This window comes from Mycobacterium sp. (assembly GCF_032159765.1).
GTDB lineage: Bacteria > Actinomycetota > Actinomycetes > Mycobacteriales > Mycobacteriaceae > Mycobacterium.
Genome location: NZ_JAVHWM010000184.1, coordinates 1 through 24,158 on the forward strand (window position 1 = coordinate 1; position 24,158 = coordinate 24,158).

General features: G+C 66.0%; 18 protein-coding genes and 3 pseudogenes. 15 read left to right on the plus strand and 6 right to left on the minus strand.

Annotated elements, in window-relative coordinates; translation table 11 throughout:
* The coding region (locus QOH60_RS23995; RefSeq protein ID WP_526424383.1) for a molybdopterin-dependent oxidoreductase at positions 1-941 on the minus strand (941 nt) is incomplete at its 3' end.
* A 136-nt stretch (positions 942-1,077) separates the two neighbouring features.
* Here QOH60_RS23995 and QOH60_RS24000 point away from each other — a divergent pair.
* The 3 genes from QOH60_RS24000 to QOH60_RS24010 are packed head-to-tail and all read left to right on the plus strand — an operon-like array spanning position 1,078 to position 2,857.
* Positions 1,078-1,203 (plus strand): hypothetical protein, encoded by a 126-nt coding sequence (locus tag QOH60_RS24000; RefSeq protein WP_526424384.1) that lies wholly within the window; start codon positions 1,078-1,080, stop codon positions 1,201-1,203.
* Between the two features lie 46 nt (positions 1,204-1,249).
* Positions 1,250-2,335 (plus strand): YeiH family protein, encoded by a 1,086-nt coding sequence (locus tag QOH60_RS24005; RefSeq protein ID WP_526424396.1) that lies wholly within the window; start codon positions 1,250-1,252, stop codon positions 2,333-2,335.
* 54 nt (positions 2,336-2,389) lie between these two features.
* Complete coding sequence (locus QOH60_RS24010; protein ID WP_526424385.1) at positions 2,390-2,857, plus strand: DUF2975 domain-containing protein; 468 nt, start codon at positions 2,390-2,392, stop codon at positions 2,855-2,857.
* Here the strand turns inward: QOH60_RS24010 and QOH60_RS24015 are convergent.
* On the minus strand, positions 2,854-5,157 hold the full coding sequence (locus tag QOH60_RS24015; RefSeq protein WP_526424386.1) for a YncE family protein: 2,304 nt from the start codon (positions 5,155-5,157) through the stop codon (positions 2,854-2,856). The genes QOH60_RS24010 and QOH60_RS24015 overlap by 4 nt on opposite strands.
* Before the next feature lie 352 nt (positions 5,158-5,509).
* Between QOH60_RS24015 and QOH60_RS24020 the strand changes: the two genes are divergently transcribed.
* The 5 genes and pseudogenes from QOH60_RS24020 to QOH60_RS24040 all read left to right on the plus strand — a co-directional run.
* Positions 5,510-7,477 carry a 2-oxoacid:acceptor oxidoreductase subunit alpha gene (locus tag QOH60_RS24020; RefSeq protein ID WP_526424397.1) on the plus strand — a complete coding sequence of 656 codons (1,968 nt, stop codon included), beginning with the start codon at positions 5,510-5,512 and terminating at the stop codon, positions 7,475-7,477.
* Positions 7,470-8,543, plus strand: coding sequence for a thiamine pyrophosphate-dependent enzyme (locus QOH60_RS24025; protein WP_526424387.1), 1,074 nt, complete (start codon positions 7,470-7,472; stop codon positions 8,541-8,543). Before QOH60_RS24020 ends, QOH60_RS24025 begins: the two co-directional genes overlap by 8 nt.
* A gap of 13 nt (positions 8,544-8,556) precedes the next feature.
* Positions 8,557-9,147: a molybdenum cofactor guanylyltransferase gene (gene mobA, locus QOH60_RS24030; RefSeq protein WP_526424398.1), complete on the plus strand. Its 591-nt coding sequence runs from the start codon at positions 8,557-8,559 to the stop codon at positions 9,145-9,147.
* A gap of 701 nt (positions 9,148-9,848) precedes the next feature.
* Positions 9,849-10,082, plus strand: a pseudogene (locus QOH60_RS24035) (transglycosylase family protein); the annotation flags it as partial.
* Between the two features lie 272 nt (positions 10,083-10,354).
* Positions 10,355-10,576, plus strand: a pseudogene (locus QOH60_RS24040) (transglycosylase family protein); the annotation flags it as partial.
* A gap of 121 nt (positions 10,577-10,697) precedes the next feature.
* On the opposite strand, the gene QOH60_RS24045 reads toward QOH60_RS24040, so the two are convergent.
* Both QOH60_RS24045 and QOH60_RS24050 read right to left on the minus strand, forming a co-directional pair.
* Positions 10,698-11,486: a VOC family protein gene (locus QOH60_RS24045; protein ID WP_526424388.1), complete on the minus strand. Its 789-nt coding sequence runs from the start codon at positions 11,484-11,486 to the stop codon at positions 10,698-10,700.
* The gene (locus tag QOH60_RS24050) at positions 11,483-12,643 is read right to left on the minus strand and encodes an FAD-dependent oxidoreductase (protein ID WP_526424389.1); all 1,161 of its coding nucleotides are present in this window, start codon (positions 12,641-12,643) and stop codon (positions 11,483-11,485) included. The genes QOH60_RS24045 and QOH60_RS24050 overlap by 4 nt, the downstream gene beginning before the upstream one ends.
* 46 nt (positions 12,644-12,689) lie before the next feature.
* Between QOH60_RS24050 and QOH60_RS24055 the strand changes: the two genes are divergently transcribed.
* Both QOH60_RS24055 and QOH60_RS24060 read left to right on the plus strand, forming a co-directional pair.
* On the plus strand, positions 12,690-13,970 hold the full coding sequence (locus QOH60_RS24055) for a saccharopine dehydrogenase family protein (RefSeq protein ID WP_526424390.1): 1,281 nt from the start codon (positions 12,690-12,692) through the stop codon (positions 13,968-13,970).
* 93 nt (positions 13,971-14,063) lie between these two features.
* Complete coding sequence (locus tag QOH60_RS24060) at positions 14,064-14,675, plus strand: DUF937 domain-containing protein (RefSeq protein WP_526424391.1); 612 nt, start codon at positions 14,064-14,066, stop codon at positions 14,673-14,675.
* A gap of 14 nt (positions 14,676-14,689) precedes the next feature.
* Here the strand turns inward: QOH60_RS24060 and QOH60_RS24065 are convergent, their stop codons facing one another.
* Both QOH60_RS24065 and QOH60_RS24070 read right to left on the minus strand, forming a co-directional pair.
* Entirely contained in the window at positions 14,690-15,025 is a 336-nt protein-coding gene (locus QOH60_RS24065) for an STAS domain-containing protein (RefSeq protein ID WP_526424392.1), read from the minus strand.
* A complete protein-coding gene (locus QOH60_RS24070; protein WP_526424399.1) occupies positions 15,025-17,490 on the minus strand; it encodes a SpoIIE family protein phosphatase in 2,466 nt (821 codons plus the stop codon). Before QOH60_RS24070 ends, QOH60_RS24065 begins: the two co-directional genes overlap by 1 nt.
* A gap of 277 nt (positions 17,491-17,767) precedes the next feature.
* Here QOH60_RS24070 and QOH60_RS24075 point away from each other — a divergent pair, with 277 nt between their 5' ends.
* From QOH60_RS24075 to QOH60_RS24095, 5 genes and pseudogenes are all read left to right on the plus strand, one after another.
* Entirely contained in the window at positions 17,768-20,389 is a 2,622-nt protein-coding gene (locus tag QOH60_RS24075) for a valine--tRNA ligase (RefSeq protein ID WP_526424393.1), read from the plus strand.
* Positions 20,386-21,786: a bifunctional tetrahydrofolate synthase/dihydrofolate synthase gene (gene folC, locus QOH60_RS24080; RefSeq protein ID WP_526424394.1), complete on the plus strand. Its 1,401-nt coding sequence runs from the start codon at positions 20,386-20,388 to the stop codon at positions 21,784-21,786. Before QOH60_RS24075 ends, folC begins: the two co-directional genes overlap by 4 nt.
* A 47-nt stretch (positions 21,787-21,833) precedes the next feature.
* Complete coding sequence (locus QOH60_RS24085; protein ID WP_526424400.1) at positions 21,834-22,181, plus strand: DUF4233 domain-containing protein; 348 nt, start codon at positions 21,834-21,836, stop codon at positions 22,179-22,181.
* A 10-nt stretch (positions 22,182-22,191) separates the two neighbouring features.
* Complete coding sequence (gene ndk, locus QOH60_RS24090) at positions 22,192-22,611, plus strand: nucleoside-diphosphate kinase (RefSeq protein ID WP_526424395.1); 420 nt, start codon at positions 22,192-22,194, stop codon at positions 22,609-22,611.
* Positions 22,612-23,012: 401 nt separating this feature from the next.
* Positions 23,013-24,158: pseudogene (locus QOH60_RS24095) on the plus strand (ribonuclease E/G); the annotation flags it as partial.

Below are 24,158 nucleotides of genomic sequence, written 5' to 3' on the forward strand. Positions count from 1 at the left end.
GCCTCGAACAGGAGGCGGGCCAGCCCGGCGAACAACGCCATGTCACCACCGAGGCGGATCTGCACGAACTCGTCGGCGATCGGGATTCCGTGACCCACGACGCCGTGTACCTTCTGCGGGTCTTTGAATCGGATCAACCCCGCTTCGGGGAGCGGGTTGATCGCAATGATTTTGGCGCCCTTCTCTTTCGCCTTCTCCAGCACCGACAGCATCCGCGGGTGGTTCGTCCCGGGGTTCTGCCCGGCGATGATGATCAGATCGGCAGCCTCGAGGTCCTCAACAGTGACTGACCCCTTCCCGATGCCGATCGCCTCGACGAGCGCCGCGCCCGAGGATTCGTGGCACATGTTGGAGCAGTCGGGAAGGTTGTTGGTGCCGTAGCTTCGCGCCATCAGCTGGTACAGGAACGCCGCTTCGTTGCTGGTCCGCCCAGAGGTGTAGAACACGGCGTGGTCGGGGTCATCAAGTGCGTGCAGATGCTGAGCAATCAGCGCGTACGCGTCGTCCCACGTGATCGGGCGGTAGTGGTCGTCACCAGCACCCAGCACCATCGGATGGGTCAGCCGACCTTGCTGGCTCAGCCAGTACTCGTTTCGGGCGGATAAGTCGGCCATCGAATGACGCGCGAAGAACTCGGGTGTGACGACTCGCTTGGTGGCCTCTTCGGCGACGGCCTTGGCGCCGTTCTCGCAGAACTCGGCGAATTTGCGGCCGCCGTGTTCTTCCGGCCAGGCGCATCCCGGGCAGTCGAAGCCCTTGCGCTGATTCAGGCGGAGCAACGCGGCAGCGGTGCGAAAGACGCCCATCGCCTTCAGCCCGCGCTGCAGCGACACCATCACAGCCTTCACACCGGCCGCCTCGTGTTCACGAGGGGTGATCGTCACCGCGTGTTCGTCGTAATCCGCGTCGAAGTCCCGGGTGGCGTGTCGACCGGCAGGCATACTTCCTAATCTAGGCCCGTGTTGCCGGCGCGTCGGCACCCAGCCCAGATCGGGGTGAACTTTCGCATACGCCAATTCCCGATCAGCCCGAGCGAATCTCTTGCTGGACCTACTCGCCGCAGCGACGATCTTCGCCATGGCTGAAGAAGTGCTGCGCAAGTCGTGGCTGGAGAAAATTGGTTTGGACTGGGGGGCTGTGATCGTCGCCGGTGTGTTCGTCGTTCTCGCGGTGGCCAATGTGCTGCCGAGGATTCCGTGGTGAAGCGGTGAGCACGGTATCCGCGGAGCGCGACGATTCGCGCTCAGAAATCGAATCCGAGGAAGAAGAGACATTCCCCACGCGCAACTTGCTCGCGTACATCCCCGGCGTCCTCTTGCTGATCGCGGTCGGTTTGGCCGGCAAGTACGCCCAAATCGAGTGGAATGCGCTTGCCAAGCAACACCACTGGACGGTGCCCGACATCGAATACGTGCTGTGGGCCATCGTCTTCGGCCTGATCATCACGAACACCATCGGCCTCCACCGCATATTCAGGCCGGGCGTGGCGACATACGAATTCTGGTTGAAGATCGGAATCGTCGCGCTGGGTGCACGATTCGTGCTGGGCGACATCATCAAGCTCGGCGGGCTCAGCCTGGTGCAGATCCTGCTGGACATGGCGATCGCGGGCGGGATCATTCTTGTCGCCGCCCGATTGTTCGGTCTCTCAGGCAAATTGGGGTCGCTGCTTGCGATTGGCACATCGATCTGCGGTGTGTCCGCGATCATCGCGTCCAAGGGTGCGATCAAAGCCCGCAACAGCGATGTCGGATACGCGATCGCGGCGATCCTCGCCTTGGGCGCCGTCGCGCTGTTCACTCTGCCTCCGCTGGGGCACTTGATCGGGCTCACCGATCACGAATTCGGGTTCTGGGCCGGCCTGGCGGTCGACAACACCGCGGAAACCACCGCGACCGGCTATCTGTTCTCGCCAGAAGCCGGCAAGATCGCGGTGCTGGTGAAATCCACCCGCAATGCGTTGATCGGTTTCGTGGTGCTGGGTTTCGCAATCTACTGGGCATCGCGTGGTCAGGCCGACGAGCTCGCTCCTGGTGTGAAGGCCAAGGCGGTGTTCCTGTGGGAGAAGTTCCCGAAGTTCGTTCTGGGTTTTCTCGCAGTGTCGGCGATCGCGACCGCGGGCTGGCTGACGAAGGGTCAGACAGCCAACATCGCCAATGTCTCCAAGTGGGCATTCTTGTTGACGTTCGCGGGCGTTGGGCTCAACACCAATATCCGTGAGCTCGCGCGAACAGGCTGGCGACCCTTGGTGGTCGCGGTCATCGGGCTCGTAGTCGTCGCATCGGTGTCGCTTGGGTTGGTCTTGCTGACGTCTCGGGTGCTGCACTGGTACTAATGCGTGCGGCCGGCGGCGTCGACTTCCGGGGCAGCGGCTGGAATCCTGGTAAGCATGAACAGGGCCTCAGCGACGTTTCTTCAGGTCGTCATCGCGGTCGTCGCCATCGGGAGCCTCGCTCTGATGCTTGGGGAACCTCACATGGAGGGGCGGAACGCACACGCCACACTGTTCGAGATCTACTTCAAAGACCCCTTCTTGGCGTTTGCCTACGTTGCGTCCATCCCAGTGTTCGTGGCGTTCTACCAGGCGCTGAAGGTGACGGGGTACGCCGGGCGAAACGAGATATTCTCGCCAGCGGCAGTCAAAGCTGTGCGAGCGATCAAGTATTGCGCCATCGCCGTTATCGGATTCGCCGCGGCGTCCGAGATCTATATCGTCCTGATCAACACCTCAGACGATCGAGCGGGCGGAGTGTTCATCGGCGCGCTGATCACCGTCGCCTCTGGCGCGATTGCCGCCGCCGCAGGCATGTTCGAACGGATCCTGCAGAATGCCGTGGACCCGAAATGCAGAGATTAGACGGTGATCAGAGACAGGCCGTCGCGGTGCTGCACGCATGCCCGCGTGCCGTCGGCGCTCAGTGTCAGGTCGAACGGACGGTGCCCGACCGCAAAGGTGTCGACGACCCGGGCAGCCGCCGTGTCCACTACCGAGATCGAATCCGCGCCGTTGTTGACGACGAACGCGCGGGTTCCGTCGGAGCTGACCGCGACCCGGCACGGGGACGCGCCGACGGCAACGGTCGCTGACACGGTGTCCGCGGAGCCGATGATCGACAACGAGTCGTCCAAGTAGCTGGCGACGTAGGCTCGACGACCGTCAGGGCTCACCACCACGTCGGACGGACGGTGGCCCACGGCAACGTTTTTCACCGCGTTCGTCGCGGTGTCGATCACGCTGACCGAGTCGGTTGCGCAGTTCAGAACGTAGGCGCGGCCGCCGGCGATCGTGAACGCGGGTTCGGGTGCATGATGCTCCAACTGCAGCCGCGCGATCCTGCGGTGATAGGTCGGGCTGCCTGGGTCGGTGTCGATGACGTACGTCGACCCGTCCATCTCCATGCTCGCGTAGAGGCGTAAACCGTTGGGGCTCACCGTGATCTGATAGGGATATGCCGGCAGCGGGATTGGCTGGACCCGTTTCGAGTTGGTGCTCATGGCGTACACGGCGTGATCGAAGTGGTTGATCGTGTAGATCCAGCGTCCGTTGGGCGAGAGCCGCAGCGCGGCCGGCGGTTCGCCGAGCTCGTACCGTGCGATCACGGTGTCGCGGGTCGGACTCTCGGCCGCGGTGTCGATCACCGCAACACCGCCGTCGGCTTCGTCGACCGCATACGCGCGACTGCCATCGCTGCTGAACACCAGTCCCGTCGCCCAGCAGCGGCCCACGTCAAGCGTCGCGACCACCGTGTTGCAGGACGTGCTGGTGGAATCCGCGTCGATCACCGACACGGAGCCGTCGTCGTAGTTGGTGACGTAGGCGCGGGCCCGGTCGCGGCCGAGCCACACCGCCGTCGGGTACGCACGGACGTCGACGGTGACGGCCTGCCCTGACACGTCGACGATATCGACGGAGTTGTCCTCGCTATGCACGATGAACGCGCGGCCGACGTCAGGATCCGCTGTCACCGCATCGGCACGGCGCGTAACGGCCGTGTGCCGCAGGGTTTCTCGTCGCGGCGATCTTTCGGCGCCGTGCAGTCCGCTGCCGACGCGCTTCGCTCCACCCGCGGCGATCTTCGAGACTGTGTTGGCGCGCAGGTCGGTGACGTACGCGTGATTGCCGGTCGGCGCGACGGCGACCCCGTACGGCGTGCCCGCACTCGATGTGACGTGACTGCCGGCGGCCACGTCGATCACTGTCAGGGTGCCGGTGAGGAAAGAGGCGTCCAGTGCGGTGACGTATGCGAAGCGCCCGTCGGCGTCGACAGCCACACCGATTGGGTGAACGCTCACAGGGATGGTTTCGGTCACGGCCGCCGACTGCAGGTCGATCACCGACACCGACCCACCGCCGGCATTGGTGACGTAGGCGCGCGCGCCGTCCGGCGTTATCGCCACTTGCGCCGGATGCCTGCCGACCTCGATCGCGCCCGTGACTCTCAGGGTTGCGGTGTCGACCACGATCAGGCGGTGATCGTCGTTGTCGGCGACGTACGCGCGGCCGCCGTCAGGGCTGACGGCCACGCCGGTCGGAGCGCCGCCGAGGGCGATCGTCCTCGTCACAGCGCCATCGTCGATCACCGACACCGAGCCGCCGGACTGGTTCGTCACAAACGCGCGTCCGTCAGTTTTGACAGCGACCCCGTACGGGCTCCTGCCGACGGCGATGGCGGCCAGAACGACCCGCCGGCTCAGGTCGATCACCGACACCGAGTCGTCGCCCGCATTGGCGACGTATGCCAGGCGGCCGTCAGGCGTCAGCGCGATCCCGAACGGTTCACGGCCAACTCCGATGGTGGCCGTCACCGTTCCACTGTCGCTGTCCAGCATCGATACCGACGCATCGGCGCTGTTCACCACATAGATCCGGGAGTCGTCGGGACTGACGGCCACCGCCACGGGGAAGCCCCCGATGAGGACCGTGTCTGGGGCGGGCGCCGGTGGCGGAGCTACCGGAGTGCGCAGCGGAACGTCGTACGCCGTGGTGTGATCCAGTGGCTCGAGCAGAGTCGAGACCCGCATGCGGGCCCGCCGCATTACGGTGCGCATCGACTCGACGACCGTGGGAACCGGCACCTGGGCTTCGCCGGACGTGGCGGTGGCAAGCGGAACCAGCCCAGCCAGGCTGGATTTCCACACCGACCCGTTCCACTGCATTACCTAAGAGCTTAGGTTTGACGACCGCGCGACGAGGGAGTATTCGCAGACCTCCGTCGACCGGCGCTGGCGTTCGCAAACCCATGCGGCCGGGCCGAACCGGGGGGCCGCGGGGTGCTAGCGGCGGTAAGCACCCCTCTTAGAATTTGTTCATCCGAAACGTGACGAAAACCACACTTTCGCCGGCGAGTGGCGTGTTGTGCTTTCTGAGCTGTGACTTTCACGGCACACTTGAGGGTCGTGCGAGTCGCGAAGGTAAAGGTGTGACTAAGAAAGTGCAATAATCGGTACTGGCAGTGACATCAACTTCGCAAACTTTGCTTGTGGCGAGAGGTGGTTCGTCGTGGCGCCGATTGGCAACGACGCCGAGACTACTGAGGTACACGACGGCGCTGCGAGGACGGCATCGCCAGAGCGTCATAAACTCGAAAAGGTTGTCATCCGCTTCGCGGGCGATTCCGGCGACGGTATGCAGCTCACCGGCGACCGGTTCACTTCTGAAGCCGCACTCTTCGGCAATGACCTTGCCACGCAACCGAATTACCCCGCTGAGATCCGCGCGCCGCAGGGCACGCTGCCCGGGGTGTCGTCGTTCCAGATCCAGATAGCCGACTACGACATCCTGACCGCGGGCGACAGACCCGACGTTCTGGTCGCGATGAACCCGGCCGCACTGAAGGCAAACCTGGAAGACCTGCCGCGGGGCGGGCTGGTGATCGCGAACTCCGACGAATTCACCAAACGCAACCTCGCCAAGGTCGGCTACGAAGCCAACCCGCTGGAATCCGGCGAGCTTTCTGAGTGGATCGTGCAAGCCGTTCCGATGACGGCGCTGACGCTCGGCGCCGTCGAGGAAATCGGCGCCTCGAAGAAGGACGGGCAGCGGGCGAAGAACATGTTCGCCCTCGGTCTGGTGTCGTGGATGTACGGCCGGGAGATCGAGCCGAACGAGACGTTCATCCGCGAGAAGTTCCTCCGCAAGCCAGAAGTGGCCGAGGCCAATGTGCTCGCCCTGCGCGCGGGCTGGAACTACGGCGAAACCACAGAGGCCTTCGGCACCACGTACCAGATCGCCCCGGCGAAGCTGCCCGCGGGCGAGTACCGGCAGATCTCCGGCAACACCGCGCTGTCGTACGGGATCGTCGTCGCCGGCCAGCTCGCCGATACCCAGGTGGTGCTGGGCAGCTACCCGATCACGCCCGCGTCGGACATCCTGCACGAGCTGTCAAAGCACAAGAACTTCAACGTCCTCACCTTCCAGGCCGAGGACGAGATCGCCGGGATCGGCGCCGCGATCGGCGCGTCCTACGGCGGCGCGCTGGGCGTGACGAGCACGTCCGGACCCGGCATTTCCCTTAAATCTGAGGCGCTCGGTCTTGCCGTGATGACCGAGTTGCCGCTCCTGGTGATCGACGTCCAGCGTGGCGGCCCGTCAACCGGGCTGCCCACCAAGACCGAGCAGGCCGATCTGCTGCAGGCGCTGTACGGGCGCAACGGCGAATCGCCGGTTGCCGTCCTCGCCGCGCGGTCCCCGTCGGACTGCTTCGAGGTCGCTATCGAGGCAGCGCGCATCGCGCTGACCTACCGGACCCCGGTGATCCTGCTTTCTGACGGGGCGATCGCGAACGGGTCTGAGCCGTGGCGCATTCCGGACATCGCTAGCTACGAGCCCATCGACCGCAACCTCGCGCAGCCTGGCGAGGACTTCCAGCCGTACGCCCGCGACCCCGAGACGCTTGCCCGTCAGTTCGCGATCCCGGGCACGCCGGGTCTGGAACACCGCATCGGCGGCCTGGAGGCGGCCAACGGGTCGGGCAACATCTCCTATGAGCCGGCGAACCACGATCTGATGGTGCGGCTGCGCCAGGCCAAGATCGACGGCATCAAGGTGCCCGATCTCGAGGTGGACGATCCGACCGGTGACGCCGAGTTGCTGCTGCTCGGGTGGGGCAGCAGTTACGGTCCGATCGGAGAGGCGTGCCGCCGGGCGCGTCGCAAGGGCATCAATGTCGCCCATGCGCACCTTCGCCACCTCAGCCCGTTCCCGGCCAACCTCGGTGACGTCTTGCGGCGTTATCCGAAGGTGGTCGCACCGGAGATGAACCTGGGTCAGCTGGCGTTGCTGCTGCGTGGGAAGTATCTGATCGACATCCAATCGGTCACCAAAGTCAAAGGCATGGCGTTCTTGGCCGACGAAGTCGAAGACCTCATCGACGCCGCCCTGGACGGGTCGCTGGCCGAAAAAGAGGGTGACAAGAGCAAATTCGCTAAGTTGGACGGTAGCGAGTGGATAAGTATGCGGGAGCTAGTGCATGACTGACGTAATCGGCGGATTGGATCTGGGCCTCACTGCGATCAGCAGTGTGCCGAGGACCGACCAACCGCAGAAGGCCAAAGACTTCACCAGCGACCAAGAGGTCCGCTGGTGCCCCGGCTGCGGTGACTACGTCATCCTCAACACAATTCGTAACTTCCTGCCGGAGTTGGGATTGCGGCGGGAAAACATGGTGTTCGTCAGCGGCATCGGATGCTCGAGTCGCTTCCCGTACTACCTGGAAACCTATGGGCTGCACTCGATTCACGGCCGCGCGCCCACCCTGGCCACCGGGCTGGCGCTGGCCCGCGAGGACCTTTCCGTTTGGGTGGTCACCGGGGACGGCGATGCGCTGTCGATCGGCGGCAACCACCTGATCCATGCGCTGCGCCGCAACGTGAACCTGACGATCCTGCTCTTCAACAACCGCATCTACGGCTTGACGAAGGGCCAGTACTCACCGACGTCGGAGATCGGCAAGATCACCAAGTCGACGCCGATGGGTTCGCTTGATCATCCGTTCAACACCGTGTCGCTGGCGTTGGGCGCCGAGGCCACCTTCGTCGGTCGCGCGCTCGATTCGGACCGCAAGGGTCTGTCCGAGGTGTTGCGCGCCGCTGCCGAGCATCGGGGTGCCGCGTTCGTCGAGATCCTGCAGGATTGCCCGATCTTCAACGACGGCTCGTTCGACGCGCTGCGCAAAGAGGGCGCCGAGGACCGGCTGATCAACCTCGTGCACGGCGAGCCGATCATCTTCGGCAACGACCGCGAATACTGCGTGGTGCGTTCCGGATTCGCTGCCCTCGAGGTGGCCAAGACCGCCGACGTCGCGGCTGACCAGATCGTGAGACACGACGCGCACGCCGACGATCCATCGTTCGCGTTCGCGTTGTCCCGATTGTCGGATCAGAGTCTGGAACACACCGTGATGGGCGTCTTCCGCCAGGTCGCGCGCCCCACCTACGACGACGGTGCGCGCGCACAGGTGCGGAGCGCTCGCGAGGCGACCGCGCACGATTCCGCAGCGCTGCAGTCGCTCCTTCGGGGCCGCGACACCTGGACCGTTGGCTGAGGCTGTGACGCCCCTGGCCGATGAGCGCTCGCGCGAAGAGCATTTAGCAGCCGTTGTGCTGGCGGGTGGCGCGTCACGCCGGATGGGTCGGGACAAGGCCACGCTGCCGTATCTCGGCGGCACCCTGCTCAACTATGTCGTCAAGGTGGTCGAACAGCGGTGTGCGCCGATCTTCGTGATCGCCGCGCCCGGCCAATCGGTCCCGTCCGTGGATGCCGAGATCCTGCGTGACGACGTGCGCGGGGTGGGTCCGTTGGTGGCGACGGGCCGAGGCTTGCGCGCAGCCGCGGACGCGGGCGCCACGTGGGCGTTCGTCTGCGCGGTGGACATGCCCTTCCTCGATCCCGTGCTGATCGACGTGCTGGTGGAGTCGGCGAAGACACTGATCAGCGCCGACGTCGTGCTGCCGTGGGACGGCCGCGACCACTTCCTGGCCGGGCTTTACCGCACGTCGCTGGTCGGTCATGTGAGCGACCTTGTCGACGCGGGGGAGCGCAGCATGGCCGCTCTGGTGAATTCTGTTGAGGCACAGCGAATTGTCGTTGCCGACGGGCGGTCGCTCACGAACGTGAATTCCGCCGACGAACTCTCAGTTCTTCGCTGAATTTTTTCTATCGGCGAACAGATGCCGATATTCGTGATATATCTATCGCGAAATAAGGGCGCTTTACCAAATGAACTGGCTGTCCTCGATTCGCCGCTGAATGTAAGCGATATCACTTCCCAGCTGAAACAGTATCGGCGTCACATACTGGTTCTTGACCAGTGTCTTCGATATCACGAGTGGTGCAGTTCACAAAAACCGCGTGATTTGAGTCACGTCAGTTACCGCCTTAGTGAATCTGAGAGGTTCTCAGACTCGCCGAGCTGACCTCGTTGAATACGGGAAACCGGTTCCTGTGATTGCTTTGTTACCCGTTTGAGATTGGCCGTGTCCGAGATGACTTTCGATCAGCCGATTTGTAATGTCCAGTCGTCTTCTTAGTCAGAAGCAAACAATTTAATTATCAAGAACCTGCGTGTGGGTCGGGGTCCAGGAGGTCGGCTTCAATGCCGGCCTCGCGCCAGCCGTCGGAACATTGTCTTCCGGCGGGGACGCATCTGGTCTCCGTGTCGCGCCTGACAGAGATGGCGCGATCCAAGCAACTGCGGCCCCAGGGGCCCTTCGTCTGCATCCGCAGGCGTGCTTGGCGCGCGCCGGCGAAAGGGAACACATTGAAGAACCTCCGCAAACTGCTCGTGACGACTGCCATCACCGGTGGTCTCGCGGCCGCACCGATGGCGTTATCGACGGCGAGCGCGCACGCGGACGGCGTGAACTGGGACGCCGTCGCGGCGTGCGAGTCCGGCGGCAACTGGTCGATCGTCACGGGCAACGGGTACTACGGAGGCCTGCAATTCACAATGGGCACGTGGCGGGCCAACGGCGGCACCGGTTCGCCGCAGCACGCCTCGCGCGAGGAGCAGATCCGCGTCGCGGAGAACGTGCTGAGGACCCAGGGCATTCGTGCCTGGCCGGTCTGCGGCCGTCGCGGCTGACAACCTATCCAGAGTCGGGCGGTGCCGGGTAACTCCGGCACCGCCCGACTCTTTTTTCACCCCACTACCGCCAACCCCGCACATACCACAGATCACGTCTGTAACACTGGAACGACACGTAACGATCACAATCTCGACCGCACCTGGCGGCCAATGTCTCGGGGGCTTGGCGAGAGGGACCGGCGATGAGGATTCGCAGGACGATCACCACGGCAGCGATCACAGGCGCGCTTTTCGGGGTGCCGCTCTTGCTGGCCACGGCGCCTGCACAGGCCGACACAGTCAACTGGGACGCGATCGCTCAGTGCGAATCCGGTGGCAATTGGAACAGCAACCCCGGCAACGGTGCCTACGGTGGCCTGCAGTTCAAGCCCACGACCTGGGCTTCCAACGGCGGCATCGGCTCGCCTGCGACCGCAAGCCGGGAGGAACAGATCCGGGTCGCCGAGAACGTGCTGCGCACCCAGGGCATCGGGGCGTGGCCGACGTGCGGTGCCTACGCCGGCGGCCCGCTGACGCCGACGGCGTCGCCCGGCTGGAACGTCGCGCCGGGACCGGGATGCCGATTCGTACCCGCCGTGCTCGGCGTCAACCTGCAGAACCTCTGCACGACGATCACGGCACCCCTGCAGATTTTCCAAGGCGCTCGCTGACGCTGAACTCGTTGAGCTGAGGATCCAGCAGTACGCCGGGCTGCGCGACGGAGGCGCCCGCGGTCACCAGGTCCGCGGTGCCCGCGTGGACCGTCCACCGCCAGCGGTTCGGCACGACGCGCTCATCGCTGTTGTTTGCTCTTCGCCCGAGCGGCTCATCGCTGTTGTTTGCTCTTCGCCCGAGAGGCTCATCGCTGTTGTTTGCTCTTCGCCCGAGCGGCTCATCGCCGACCCGGACGAACTTCCATATCAACTCCCGCCACCCGGCGGCGTCGTACAGCCAGCGCGGCGTTCCGTCACCTCCGTTGCGGACGTCCGCACCGGTGAGTACGGCCCACCACGCCGCCAGCTCTTCGGGCCGATCGCTGTCAGTGCACACCGCGAACAGGCGCGCGGGCGCGTCGCGGACGCGAGGAGCAGATGAAAATTCGGGATCCAAAAACGCGCAGAACTCGTTGCCCTCGACGTCGGCCAGCGTCACCCGCGTCGGCAAATACTCGTCGAGCACGCGGCCGCCGAGTGCCAGGAGCGGATCCACCGAGCGCGCGTAGACATCGAAGTGCACGCGGTTCTTCACCATCTTGGGCCGGGCCTGCGGATAGATCGTCAACTCCGGGTGTGGGCCCATAACTTGCACGCTGCCGTCGGGCAACGTGGTCGTCGCCCCGCCCAGGGCCCTGCTCCAGAACTCGGCCACCGCCGCGGGTTCAGCAGCCTCGACGAGCAGCCCTGCCATCTCCACCCGGGTCATGTCCCCTCCGCTTCGGGCATCACGAACGCCTGCCGCGAGGCCACCTCCGCAAGGTGGCGGGTCAGGACTGCTTCTGGCACAAGCGCGCTGGCCTGACTCGCTGCGGTGGACAACATCGCAGGGCGCAGGTTGACGACGCGGCCCAACATCGCGGACTCGCGGACGATCGCCGACACCCGGCGCCGCCGGAACGCCGCGAATCGGGCGAACGCCGAGGCGAGGTCGGCGGCTGCGTCAGCGCACGCCGCGAGGATCGCAGCGTCCTCCAGTCCTTGGCAGCCGCCCTGGCCCAGGTGCGGGCGCATCGCATGGGCGGCGTCACCGACCAGCACGACGGGTCCGCGTGCCCAGACCTTCGCCCGCCGCCGGTCGTAGATGTCGTGCCGCAGGACGACCGCCGGGTCGGTCGCCGCGAGAACATCGGCGACCGGCTCGGCCCACGACGAGTACTTGCCGCGCAGGTAGTGCAGTTCTCCCTCAGCAGCAGCGGCGCCCTCGGCCGCGCGTTCGGTGGCGAACCAGTACGTCTGCGCGGCGCCCATGGGGATGTGGCCGAACTCGACGCCGGGCCCCATCGTCTCGCCCGCCATCTCGGGGTCGATCGCGCAGTCGGCGACGCCGCGCCACGCCGTGTACCCGGCGTAGGCGTGGGGCAGCGGGCCGTTGAGGTGGCGCGCGATCAGCGAGTGCGTACCGTCGGCGCCGATCACCGCGTCTGTCGGGGTAGCGGTGCCGTCGGACAACCGCAGCCGGACGCGCTCGCCCGTCGTCGCCAAGCTGGTGACAGCGAGCCCGGCTCGCACGGTGCCCGGCTTCAGCCCACCGCGCAGCACGTTGTTCAGTGCCGCGCGCTGCACCACGACGAGCGGCTCGCCCAGCGCTTTGACGACACGGTCCTGGTGCGGACGGCGTAGCCATGTCCCGTCGCGCCAGCGCATGGCGCCCCCGGTGATGCGCCCGCCCGCGTCACGCACAGCGTCGCCGAGGCCGATCTCATCAAGCGCGGCAAGCGCGTTCGGCCAGATGCTGATTCCCGCGCCGCTGGACGTTTCCGTCCTCTCCTCGATGACCGTGACGTCGAAGCCCCGCTGCTGCAATGCGACAGCACTGGCCAGCCCGGCAATGCCCGCGCCGACGACCGTGATCTGTTTGGGCATGGGCCGAACCTATCTCGGCGTCGCGCCGGGACGTAGTTTCTAATGCATGACTGCGGGGAGCCGTGAATTCGACACCACGGCGAGCCGTGAATTCGACATCGTGCTGTACGGGGCCACTGGTTTCGTCGGCAAGCTGACCGCCGAGTACCTGGCCCGTGCCGGCGCAGGTGCCCGGATCGCGCTGGCCGGCCGCTCCCCGGAACGTCTGCGCGCGGTGCGCGACGAGCTCGGAGCCACTGCGGCGGACTGGCCTTTGCTCACCGCCGACGCGTCGCAGCCGTCGTCGTTGGAGGCCATCGCCAAGCAGACCCAGGTCGTCGTCACGACCGTGGGCCCGTACGCGAAATACGGCCTGCCGCTGGTCGCCGCCTGCGCTGCCGCCGGTACGGACTACGCCGACCTCACCGGCGAGCCACAGTTCATGCGGGAGAGCATCGACCTCTATCACAAGGAAGCCGCCGACACCGGGGCGCGAATCGTGCATTCGTGCGGATTCGATTCAATCCCTTCGGATCTGACCGTGTACGCGTTGTATCGCACGGCCGTTGAAGACAACGCCGGAGAACTCGGCGAGACGACGTTCGTGGTGCGCGGATTCTCGGGTGGAGCCTCCGGCGGCACGATCGCCTCGATGGCCGAGCTCATGCGCGCCGCGTCGAGCGATTCAGAAGTGCGGACTCTGCTGAACGACCCGTACGCGTTGAGCACAGACCGGGTGGCCGAACCTGAGCTGGGTCGCGAGCGTGACCTGATCTGGCGACAGGGCCGCAAGATCGCACCTGAGCTCGCGGGGCTGTGGACAGGCGCGTTCGTGATGGCGGCCGCGAACACGCGCGTGGTCCGACGCAGCAACGCATTGCTGGACTGGGCATACGGCAGGCAGCTGCGCTACAGCGAGGTCATGAGCATGGGCTCGTCGCCGGTCGCGCCGGTTGCCTCGGCGGCGTTCACCGGTGTCACCGCCGCAGTGATGGGGCTCGGAAGTCGTTTTTTTCGTCTGCTGCCAAACCGCCTCGTCGAGCGCGTGCTGCCCAAGCCGGGAACTGGTCCGAGCGAGAAGGCGCGGGAACGCGGTTATTACAAGGCCGAGACATACACGACCACGACGACGGGCGCGCGCTACGTAGCGACGATCGCCCAGCGGGGCGACCCTGGCTACAAGGCCACGTCGGTGCTGCTTGGCGAGAGTGGTCTCGCGCTGGCCCTCGACCGCGACCGACTCTCTGACCTGTACGGAGTGCTGACACCGGCTGCGGCGATGGGGGACGCACTGCTGGCCCGCTTTCCGAAGGCCGGTGTGTCACTGCACGCCGCGCGACTGCCGTGACGTGTCTGCGGTCAAATGTTCCGCGCCCATAGGCGATTCGATTATGTTGATCATGCCTGTGACGGCGACCGACAATAAAGGTGGGTGCGAGGCATGGCCGAGCTCGACGAACTCTATGCGCAAATCCCGACTGACGAGATCGCCGGCAAGCTCGGCGTGCCATCCGACGAAGTCGACAAGGCGATCAAGACCTTAGTGCCCGTGCTGGTCGGTGGGCTGCACCAGAAAGCCGAAGATCCCGAGGCCGCATCCGAGGTGGAATCGGCGGCGATGGAGCAGGCCGCCAGCGGGCTGCTCGACGGCGGGGTGAGCGTCGATCAGGTCGACGAGAAGGCCGGCGAGCAGACGTTCGTCAGCCTGTTCGGCGGCGACGAAGCCTCGCAGGTCGCCTCGGCGCTGTCGGGCGCAGGCGGCGGAAGCAGCCAGTTGCTCAAGTCGCTGATGCCGATCCTCGTCCCAATAGTGCTGGCGTACATCGGCAAGAAGCTCACCTCCGGGGGCGCGGCGGCGCCCGCGCCGCAGGCGCAGGAATCGTCCGGCGGCGGCGGGCTCGGTGACATCCTGGGCGGCATCCTCGGTGGCAAGCCGAGCGCGTCGGCCGGCGCCGACAACCCGCTGGGCGACATCCTCGGCAAGGTTCTCGCGGGCGGCCAGAGCGGCGGGCTCGGCAGCATTCTTGGCGGCATCCTCGGCGGTAAGAAGTAGGCAGCCGCGACCGGTCAGGACGGACGACTGTCCGCCGCCGGCGGTGCGGTCTCGATCGTGATCAGCTCGTTGAGGCCGCTGACCTTCAGGGCAGACATCAGCAGCGGGTGAGCGATGATCTTGATCTGGTCGGCGCGCGCGGCCAGAGCGTTCATGGCTCCGCTGTCCAGGTACTCCACAGCGCTGAGGTCGACTGTGAGCATGCCGCCACCGCCCGCTGCTTCGGTGACGGCGGCGGTGAGGGCTCGGCTGAACGCGTCGACATTGCTCATATCGATTTCTCCTGCCGCCTTCAGCACGAGCGTTCCGTGGTCGCGACGCGCCGTGTCCATGGTGAGCAACGTGGACATCAGGTGATCCTCGCAGATAGGTGGACTGTGGTTCCGGCGATGCCGTGGTCGATGGTGACGTCGTGCATGAGGCCCCGCATCAGTGCGATGCCCCGGCCGCGGGTGGGGTCGGGAGTCGGCTGTGGAGGCTTCCACGAGCCAGTGTCAGAGATGGTGAGGTGCACCTGGTCGAGAACAGCGCTTGCCACCAGGCGGATCGTGCCTTGCAGACTATCGCGGTGACCGTGCTCGATCGCGTTGGCGACGGCTTCTCCCGCCGCGATGAGCATGTTCATAGTCTGACCTGGCTCGCCTTGTAGTCGGGTCAGCCAATTACGCAAGGCCGTGCGAGCGAAGCCGAGTTGGCTGACGTCGGCGGGAAAGTTCAGCTCCAGCGGGGCGGGATGGCGGTACAGCAGAAGGGCAACGTCGTCCTGGTAGCCGCCCCTTGGCGCGAGACGCGACATGATCTGATCCGCCAAGCCGTCCAATGAACGGGTGCGGCCGTCTTTGACGAGAGCGGCGGCGCGGACGATGCCCTGCTCCAGTGGGCTACCTCGACGTTCGACCAGGCCGTCGGTGTACAGCAGCAGGGTCGCGTGCGCCGGGATGGTCGCGCGGGCCTCGGGGCGCGTCCAGTTGGGCTGGATTCCCAGCGCGATGGTGTGGCCGTCTTCGAGCATCGAGGTGGTGCCGTCGGACCGGACAAGGATGGGCGGCGGATGACCGGCACTGGAGTAAACGAGTTCTCCGGTGTCGGGGTTGAGGACCGCGCACACCACGGTGGTGCATTCGGCGCCGGGTAGCCGTGCAGCGAAGCGGTCCATCCCGGCCAGAGCCGCACCGGGGCTAGGGTTTTCGATCAACAGCGCGCGGCAGGCGCTGCGCATCTGCCCCATCACGGTCGCGGCATTGAGGCCATGCCCGACGCAGTCACCGACGATCAGCGCGATGCGCCCGTCCTCTAGATCCACGACGTCATACCAGTCGCCGCCCACCTGAAGGGGCCGGCTTGCGGCCTGATAGCGCACCGCAAACCCGGCCGGTAGATGAGCAGGGCCGAGGATCGCGTGTTGCAGTGCCAAGGCGGTTTCGCGCTGCTGGTCGACCTGGTGCACCCGGTGCAAGCCCTGACCGAGGCGCCCTGCCAGCACCGTGAGCAAGGTTTGGTCCTCGAGTGTGAATGGCCTTTGCTCGGCCAGATCGATCCAGACGACCAGTACACCCTCGGGGTGCTGCATCGCGATGCCCGCCGTCCCGGGCTGAGTCGTGATGGGAGTCAACAGGTCGCCGTCGCGTAATGTGCCGAGCATCTGGCGGGTCTCAGGTGGCACGTCTGCCCACCGTGTGTGCTCGCCGACCGACACGACGTGCGGTGCGCCATCGGCGGTTTGCGTGGAGGGACCCCGGGTCGGGGGATAGGTGACGGCCAGAACTCGGCGGGCCCGCCACAGCCGGCGGAGCTCTTCAGCCGCGGCATTCAGCGCGTCGTCGACGGTATCCGCTTGGGCGAGTTGCTGGTTGAGCGCATGTTCGCGGCCTGCCGCGAGTGCCAGCGCAATCGCGGCGGTGCGGGCGAAGTCGCTGACGAGCTCGAGATAGTCGTTTCCGAATGGCGGCTGAGCGGGGTGGCGCGCAACCGCGATCACACCAAGCACCGTCTCGTCCGCGATCAGCGGCATGACGACCGCCGAGCGTTCACCTACATCGGTGAACCCCTCGATCGGATACTGGAAAGAGTCGGTGATCAGCGGTACCCCACGACGCGCAACACCGCCCGTGGTGGACCCTTCCATCGGAACCTGGCGACCAATCACTTCCGAGGCGTAGCGGCCTGCGGTGGCGGCCACAATCAAGGTGTCGACCTCGTCGGCGGGCAGATCCGACTCCCGCGGAACAAGCAAGATCGCCTGCTCGGCCTCGGCCAGCTCCAGTGCCCGGTTCACGATGAGCTGCAACGGCCCCGTCTGCGGGTCGCCGGACAGCAGCGCGGTCGTGATCTCGCGACTGGCTTTCGTCCATTTCGCCGATTCGCGCTCTCGCTCGAACAGTCGCGCGTTGTCGATGGCGACCGCCGCCGCGGTCGCCAATGCCCGTACGGCGCTCTCCTGAGCGTCGGTGAACACTCGGCTTCCACGGTCGTCGGCCAGGAAGAGCGTGCCGAAGTCAGCCTCCCGCACGGTGATCGGTAAGCCGAGCAGTGCCCGCAACGGCGGGTCATGCGAGGCCAGCCCGACGAGTGGGCCAGCGCTCAGATCGTCGATCCGCAGACCCTCACCCACCGGCAGATCGCCGAACCGACGGGCCGCGTACTCGTCGATTCCCGCGTGGACAAAAGAAACCAGCGTTCCGTCGGATGCACGTATACCGAGCGCTCCATACGGGGCGCCGGTCAGCTCCATTGCCGCAGTGACGATCCGATGCAGCGTGACATCCAGGTCCAGATCGGAACTGATTTCGACGATGACCCGTACCAGTTGTTCCATCTGGTCTCTCGCTGCGACCAGGTCCTCCGGCTCGTCACGCACTCGGCTCACCCACTCGTGCGGGCTGCAGCGCGATGTACGCGGATCCACCCCGATCGTCGTGCACAGACTCAACCCTCACCGGTCGCAGAACGCCACGGGATGTGTTGCTCTGCGTCCTGCATCGCAACGCTAGTGGCCAGTTGACAGCGCGCTCCCGCCAGCCCACCGTTTGCTCGGTTTGTGTCCGGCAGCAGGCGGTGTGCCCAGCTCTCGCGCGCATTCTTAGAATTGACCGGTGACCGACCTTCCAAAGGCCTGGGATCCAGCGGCCGAGATTGAGCTCTACCAGAGTTGGGTCGACGCCGGCTACTTCACTGCCGACGCGGCGAGCCCCAAGCCTGGGTACTCCGTGGTGCTGCCCCCGCCCAACGTGACCGGCAGCCTGCACATGGGTCACGCGCTGGACCACACGCTCATGGACGCGCTGACTCGCCGCAAGCGGATGCAGGGCTACGAAGTGCTGTGGCTGCCGGGGATGGATCATGCCGGCATCGCGACGCAGTCCGTGGTGGAGAAACAACTCGCTGTCGACGGGAAGACCAAAGAGGACTTCGGACGCGAGCTCTTCATCATGAAAGTCTGGGACTGGAAGCAGGATTCAGGCGGCACGATCGGTGGGCAGATGCGCCGGCTCGGTGACGGTGTCGACTGGAGCCGCGACCGGTTCACGATGGACGATGGGCTTTCCCGCGCGGTGCGCACGATCTTCAAGAGGCTCTATGACGCCGGGCTGATCTACCGCGCCGAGCGATTGGTCAACTGGTCTCCGGTGCTGCAGACCGCGATCTCGGATCTCGAGGTCACCTACATCGACGTCGACGGCGAGCTGGTCTCGTTCCGGTACGGGTCGCTCGACGACAATGAACCTCACATCGTGGTGGCCACCACCCGCGTCGAGACGATGCTCGGCGACACCGCCATCGCCGTCCACCCCGGCGACGACCGCTACCGTCACCTCGTCGGCACCACGCTGCCCCACCCGTTCCTTGACCGCGAGATCGTGATCGTCGCCGACGAACACGTCGACCCCGAATTCGGCACCGGGGCAGTCAAAGTCACACCCGCGCACGACCCCAATGACTTCGAGATCGGTTTGCGGCACGGCCTGCCGATGCCCACGATCATGGACGAGAAGGGCCGAATCGCTGACACCGGAACGGCTTTCGACGGCATGGACCGGTTCGAAGCCAGGGTCAAAGTCCGCGAGGCGCTTGCCGAGCAGGGCCGCATCGTGGCCGAGAAGCGTCCGTACGTGCACAGTGTCGGGCATTCGGAACGCAGCGGCGAGCCGATCGAGCCGCGGCTGTCGCTGCAGTGGTGGGTCAGAGTCGAATCCCTTGCCAAGGCCGCCGGTGACGTGGTGCGCAACGGCGACGTGGTGATCCACCCCGCGAGCCTGGAGCCGCGCTGGTTCGACTGGATTGACAACATGCACGACTGGTGCATCTCGCGCCAGCTGTGGTGGGGACACCGCATCCCGATCTGGCACGGCCCCGAGGGACAGATGGTGTGCGTGGGGCCCGACGAAACCCCGCCGCAGGGCTGGGAACAAGATCCCGACGTACTCGACACGTGGTTCTCGTCGGCGCTGTGGCCGTTTTCCACGATGGGCTGGCCGGACCGCACGCCAGAACTTCAGAAGTTCTATCCCACAGATGTTTTGGTCACCGGGTACGACATCCTGTTCTTCTGGGTCGCCCGGATGGTGATGTTCGGCATGTTCGTGGCCGACGACGACGTGATCACGGCCGACGGCCTGCGTGGGCCACAGGTTCCGTTCCGGAATGTGTTCCTGCACGGCCTGATTCGCGACGAGTTCGGCCGCAAAATGAGCAAGTCGCGCGGCAACGGCATCGACCCGCTGGATTGGGTGGAGATGTTCGGTGCGGACGCGCTGCGGTTTACGTTGGCGCGCGGCGCCAGCCCTGGCGGCGACCTGTCGATCGGCGAGGATCACGCCCGCGCGTCGCGAAACTTTGTGACGAAGTTGTTCAACGCCACCCGATTCGCGTTGATGAACGGCGCGCGCCCGGCCCCGCTTCCGGATCTCGGCGACCTCACGGACGCCGACCGCTGGATCTTGGGCCGGCTCGAGGAAGTGCGCGCCGAAGTCGACGCGGCGTTCGACGGTTACGAGTTCAACCGGGCGTGCGAGGCGCTGTACCACTTCGCGTGGGACGAGTTCTGTGACTGGTACGTCGAGTTGGCCAAGGTGCAACTGGCGGACGGATTTGCGCACACCACCGCGGTGCTCGCCCAAGTCCTCGACACGCTGCTGCGCCTGCTTCATCCCGTCATGCCGTTCGTCACGGAGGCGCTGTGGAAGGCGGTGACGTCCGGCGAGTCGCTGGTCATCGCAGACTGGCCGACGACCACCAGTGTTTCACTGGATCCAGTTGCCGCACAGCGTGTTTGGGACATGCAGAAGCTGATCACCGAGGTCCGGCGATTCCGCAGCGACCAGGGTCTCGCCGATAGGCAACGGGTCCCGGCGCGGATGGCGGGGGCCGGTGTCGCGGACCTTGACGGTCAGCTCTCCGCGGTGCGGTCGCTGGCCTGGCTCACCGACGCCACCGAAGGTTTCGACCCGACCGCGTCAGTCGAGGTGCGTCTGTCCGGCGGAACGGTGAACGTCGAGGTCGACACGTCGGGCACCGTCGACGTCGAAGCGGAACGCCGCAGACTCGAAAAGGATTTGGCCGCAGCGCAAAAGGAGCTTGCGAGCACGTCGGCGAAGCTCGACAACGACGCATTCCTGGCCAAGGCGCCCACCGAGGTCGTCGACAAGATCCGCACGCGGCAGCAGGTGGCACGCGAAGAGGTCGAGCGCATCAACAACCGCCTGGCAACCCTGTGAGCGATCCGACGCCCGACGAGATCGCTTCGCTGCTTCAAGTCGAGCATCTGCTGGACCGGCGCTGGCCCGAGACGAAAATCGAGCCGAGCCTCACGCGGATCACGGCGCTGATGGACCTGCTCGGCTCGCCACAGCTCAGCTATCCCTCCATCCACATCGCCGGCACCAACGGCAAAACGTCGGTGGCCAGGATGACGGACGCGCTGTTGACCGCCCTGAGTCGGCGGACGGGCCGTACCACGAGCCCGCATCTGCAGTCGGCGATCGAGCGCATCGCGATCGACAACGAGCCGATCACCCCGGCGCGCTACGTCGAGGTGTACCGCGAGATCGAGCCGTTCGTCCAGCTGGTCGACAAGCAGTCGCAAGCCGCGGGTGGGCCGGCGATGAGCAAGTTCGAGGTCGTCACAGCGATGGCATTCGCGGCGTTCGCTGATGCGCCCGTCGACGTCGCGGTCGTCGAGGTGGGTCTCGGCGGCCGGTGGGACGCCACCAACGTCGTCACCGCGCCCGTCGCGGTCATCACGCCGATCGGCATCGATCACACCGACTATCTCGGCAGCGACATCGCCGGCATCGCCGCCGAGAAGGCCGGCATCATCAAGCGCCAGCCGGATTCGCTCGACCCCACCGATACCGTCGCGGTGATCGGCCGCCAGGTGCCTGAGGCGATGGAGGTGCTGCTCGCTGCGACCGTCGAGGCGGACGCCGCAGTCGCACGCGAGGACTCGGAATTCGCCGTCCTGGGACGGCAGATCGCCGTTGGCGGCCAGCTCATGCAGCTTCAGGGACTTGGCGGCGTGTACTCCGATGTGTTCCTGCCGCTGCACGGTGAGCATCAGGCCCACAACGCCGTGATCGCCCTGGCTGCGGTGGAGGCCTTCTTCGGCGCGGGCGCGCAGCGTCAGCTCGACGTGGACGCGGTCAGGGCCGGGTTCGCCGCGGTCACAAGCCCAGGCCGCCTCGAACGCGTGCGGTCGGCGCCGACGGTGTTGCTGGACGCCGCGCACAACCCGGCAGGCGCCGTCGCGCTGGCGGAGGCCCTGACCAGCGAATTCGACTTCCGCTATCTCGTCGGTGTGGTTGCGGTGATGTCCGACAAGGACGTCGCGGGCATCCTGGCGGCGCTGGAGCCGGCGTTCGACCAGATCGTCGTCACACACAGCGGCTCGCCCCGCGGCCTCGACGTCGACGCGCTCACCGACGTGGCGGTCGAGCGCTTCGGGCCGGAACGGGTCATCCGCACGGAGAGCCTTGCGGACGCCATCGAGACTGCCACCGCGCTGGTCGAGGAGGCCGGCGCAGACGACGGCTATTCGGGCGCGGGCATCGTGATCACCGGGTCGGTGGTCACCGCAGGCGCGGCGAGAACCCTGTACGGAAAGGACCCCGGGTGACCGAACCCGTCAAGGCGCCCGACCCGTGGAAAAGCTTCCGAGGGGTCATGGCCGGCGTTCTGGTGCTGGAAGCGATCGTGGTGTTGCTGACGCTTCCGGTTGTCTCGGTCCTCGGTGGCGGACTGACCGCCGGCTCGCTCACCTACGTCATCGGGCTCGCGGTCGTTCTGATTGTGCTGGCGGGGCTCCAGGGCCGGCCGTGGGCGATCTGGGTCGACCTCGCAGTCCAGCTCGTCCTGGTCGCGGGGTTCGCGTTGCACGCCGCGATCGGCTTCATCGGGCTGTTGTTCCTCGGGGTCTGGCTGCTCGTCGCCTACCTGCGGTCGGAGGTGCTGGACCGGCAGAAGCGCGGTCTGCTGCCCGGCCAGCAGCAGCCGCCAGAACCCGTCGATTAGTCTTGCCGCCGTGACTTCAGGCGTCGAGCAGACTCTCGTCCTGATCAAGCCGGACGGCGTGGAACGCAGACTCGTCGGCGAGGTGATCAGCAGAATCGAGCGAAAAGGCTTGTCACTGGCCGCACTCGAGCTCAGAACCGTCAGCGAGGAGCTGGCCCGAGAGCACTACGCCGAACATGACGGCAAGCCGTTCTTCGATTCGCTGCTGGAATTCATCACCTCGGGACCCGTGGTCGCGGCGATCGTCGAAGGTCCGCGGGCGGTGGCCGCTTTCCGTCAACTCGCTGGCGGCACCGACCCGGTGGAGAAGGCTGCGCCGGGCAGTATCCGGGCCGATTACGCACTGGAAACGCAGTTCAACCTGGTGCACGGCTCGGATTCGGCGGAATCGGCAGAGCGCGAGATCGCGCTCTGGTTCCCAGCGGTTTAGCGGTCTTCGCGGGACTGGACCGCGAGTATGGGATACTGACTGAGGGTGACCGCCGCCCCGACGGCGTCGGGCATCCGGATGAAGACTTAGACGAGCGCGACGATCGCGACAACCGTGATGCGGCGCGGACCGTTACAGCCGTCATTCAAGACAGGTGCTGAGTGGGTTCATCCGAGCCGCTTGGCGCGAGACCTACAAGCCCGGGATGCGTCCCGAGTTCATAGCGACAGCCCTCGCGTGGCCGCGTCTGACGACGCGCCCGGGGGCTCATAGGAGATTACGTGGCCGACGATGACCTTTCACAAGATCAGCCGGACTTCAGCGCGCAGGGTGAGGACGCCCAGCCCGATCGGAGCAGCGTCCATACGCTGACGCCGGTCACGGCGGAGACACCGCCCCCGCCCGACTACATGCCGTTGTTCGTCGCACCCCAGCCGGTGCAACGCGTCGAGGTTGTCGATGACGACGACTCCGACGACGATTCATACGACGGCGACTCGGGAGATGGCGATCCGTCGGAGCGGCCCGCGAACCGGCGGCGCCGGCGCGGCAGGCGCGGCCGTGGCCGTGGCCGGGGCGAGCAGGGTGCCGGTGACGACTCCGACGACAGCTCCGAGGCCGACGACGGTGACGACTCCGACGACGATGACGACGACACCGACGAGGACACCGGCACTGCCGACGCGGCCACCCGCCGTCGGCGCCGTAGGCGGCGGCGCAAGAGCGGCGGCGCGGGCGACGACGACGCTGACGGCTCGTCCGATGATCCGCCGAACACGGTCGTCCACGAACGTGCTCCGCGAGCCAAGAAGGACGACAACAACGAGATTCAGGGCATCACCGGATCGACGCGGCTGGAAGCCAAGCGGCAGCGCCGCCGCGACGGCCGCGACGCGGGACGGCGCCGACCGCCGATCCTGAGTGAGGCCGAGTTCCTGGCCCGCCGCGAGGCCGTCGACCGGATGATGGTGGTCCGCGACAAGGTCCGCACCGAGCCCCCGCACGAGGGAGCCCGATACACGCAGATCGCGGTGCTCGAGGACGGCGTGCTCGTCGAGCACTTCGTCACCAGCGCGGCGTCCGCGTCTCTGGTCGGCAACATCTACCTCGGCATCGTGCAGAATGTGCTGCCGTCGATGGAGGCCGCGTTCGTCGACATCGGCCGCGGCCGCAATGGCGTCCTCTATGCCGGTGAAGTGAACTGGGAAGCCGCCGGCCTGGGTGGTTCGAACCGCAAGATCGAGCAGGCCCTCAAGCCGGGTGACTACGTCGTGGTCCAGGTCAGCAAGGACCCGGTCGGACACAAGGGTGCGCGCCTGACCACGCAGGTGTCGTTGGCGGGCCGCTACCTGGTGTACGTCCCGGGCGCCTCGTCCACGGGCATCAGCCGCAAGTTGCCCGACACCGAACGTCAGCGGTTGAAGGAGATCCTGCGGGAGGTCGTACCCGCGGATGCCGGCGTGATCATCCGCACCGCCTCCGAAGGCGTCAAGGAAGACGACATCCGCACCGACGTGAACCGACTGCAGGAGCGGTGGAGCCAGATC

Coding starts and splice junctions, on each gene's coding strand:
- QOH60_RS24070 (WP_526424399.1), bottom strand. CDS start 17,490: ATGGAACAACTGGTACGGGTCATCGTCGAAATCAGTTCCGATCTGGAC.
- QOH60_RS24000 (WP_526424384.1), top strand. CDS start 1,078: ATGGCTGAAGAAGTGCTGCGCAAGTCGTGGCTGGAGAAAATTGGTTTG.
- QOH60_RS24060 (WP_526424391.1), top strand. CDS start 14,064: ATGGCCGAGCTCGACGAACTCTATGCGCAAATCCCGACTGACGAGATC.
- QOH60_RS24055 (WP_526424390.1), top strand. CDS start 12,690: ATGACTGCGGGGAGCCGTGAATTCGACACCACGGCGAGCCGTGAATTC.
- QOH60_RS24045 (WP_526424388.1), bottom strand. CDS start 11,486: ATGACCCGGGTGGAGATGGCAGGGCTGCTCGTCGAGGCTGCTGAACCC.
- QOH60_RS24065 (WP_526424392.1), bottom strand. CDS start 15,025: ATGTCCACGTTGCTCACCATGGACACGGCGCGTCGCGACCACGGAACG.
- QOH60_RS24015 (WP_526424386.1), bottom strand. CDS start 5,157: ATGCAGTGGAACGGGTCGGTGTGGAAATCCAGCCTGGCTGGGCTGGTT.
- QOH60_RS24085 (WP_526424400.1), top strand. CDS start 21,834: ATGGCCGGCGTTCTGGTGCTGGAAGCGATCGTGGTGTTGCTGACGCTT.
- QOH60_RS24010 (WP_526424385.1), top strand. CDS start 2,390: ATGAACAGGGCCTCAGCGACGTTTCTTCAGGTCGTCATCGCGGTCGTC.
- QOH60_RS24050 (WP_526424389.1), bottom strand. CDS start 12,643: ATGCCCAAACAGATCACGGTCGTCGGCGCGGGCATTGCCGGGCTGGCC.
- QOH60_RS24025 (WP_526424387.1), top strand. CDS start 7,470: ATGACTGACGTAATCGGCGGATTGGATCTGGGCCTCACTGCGATCAGC.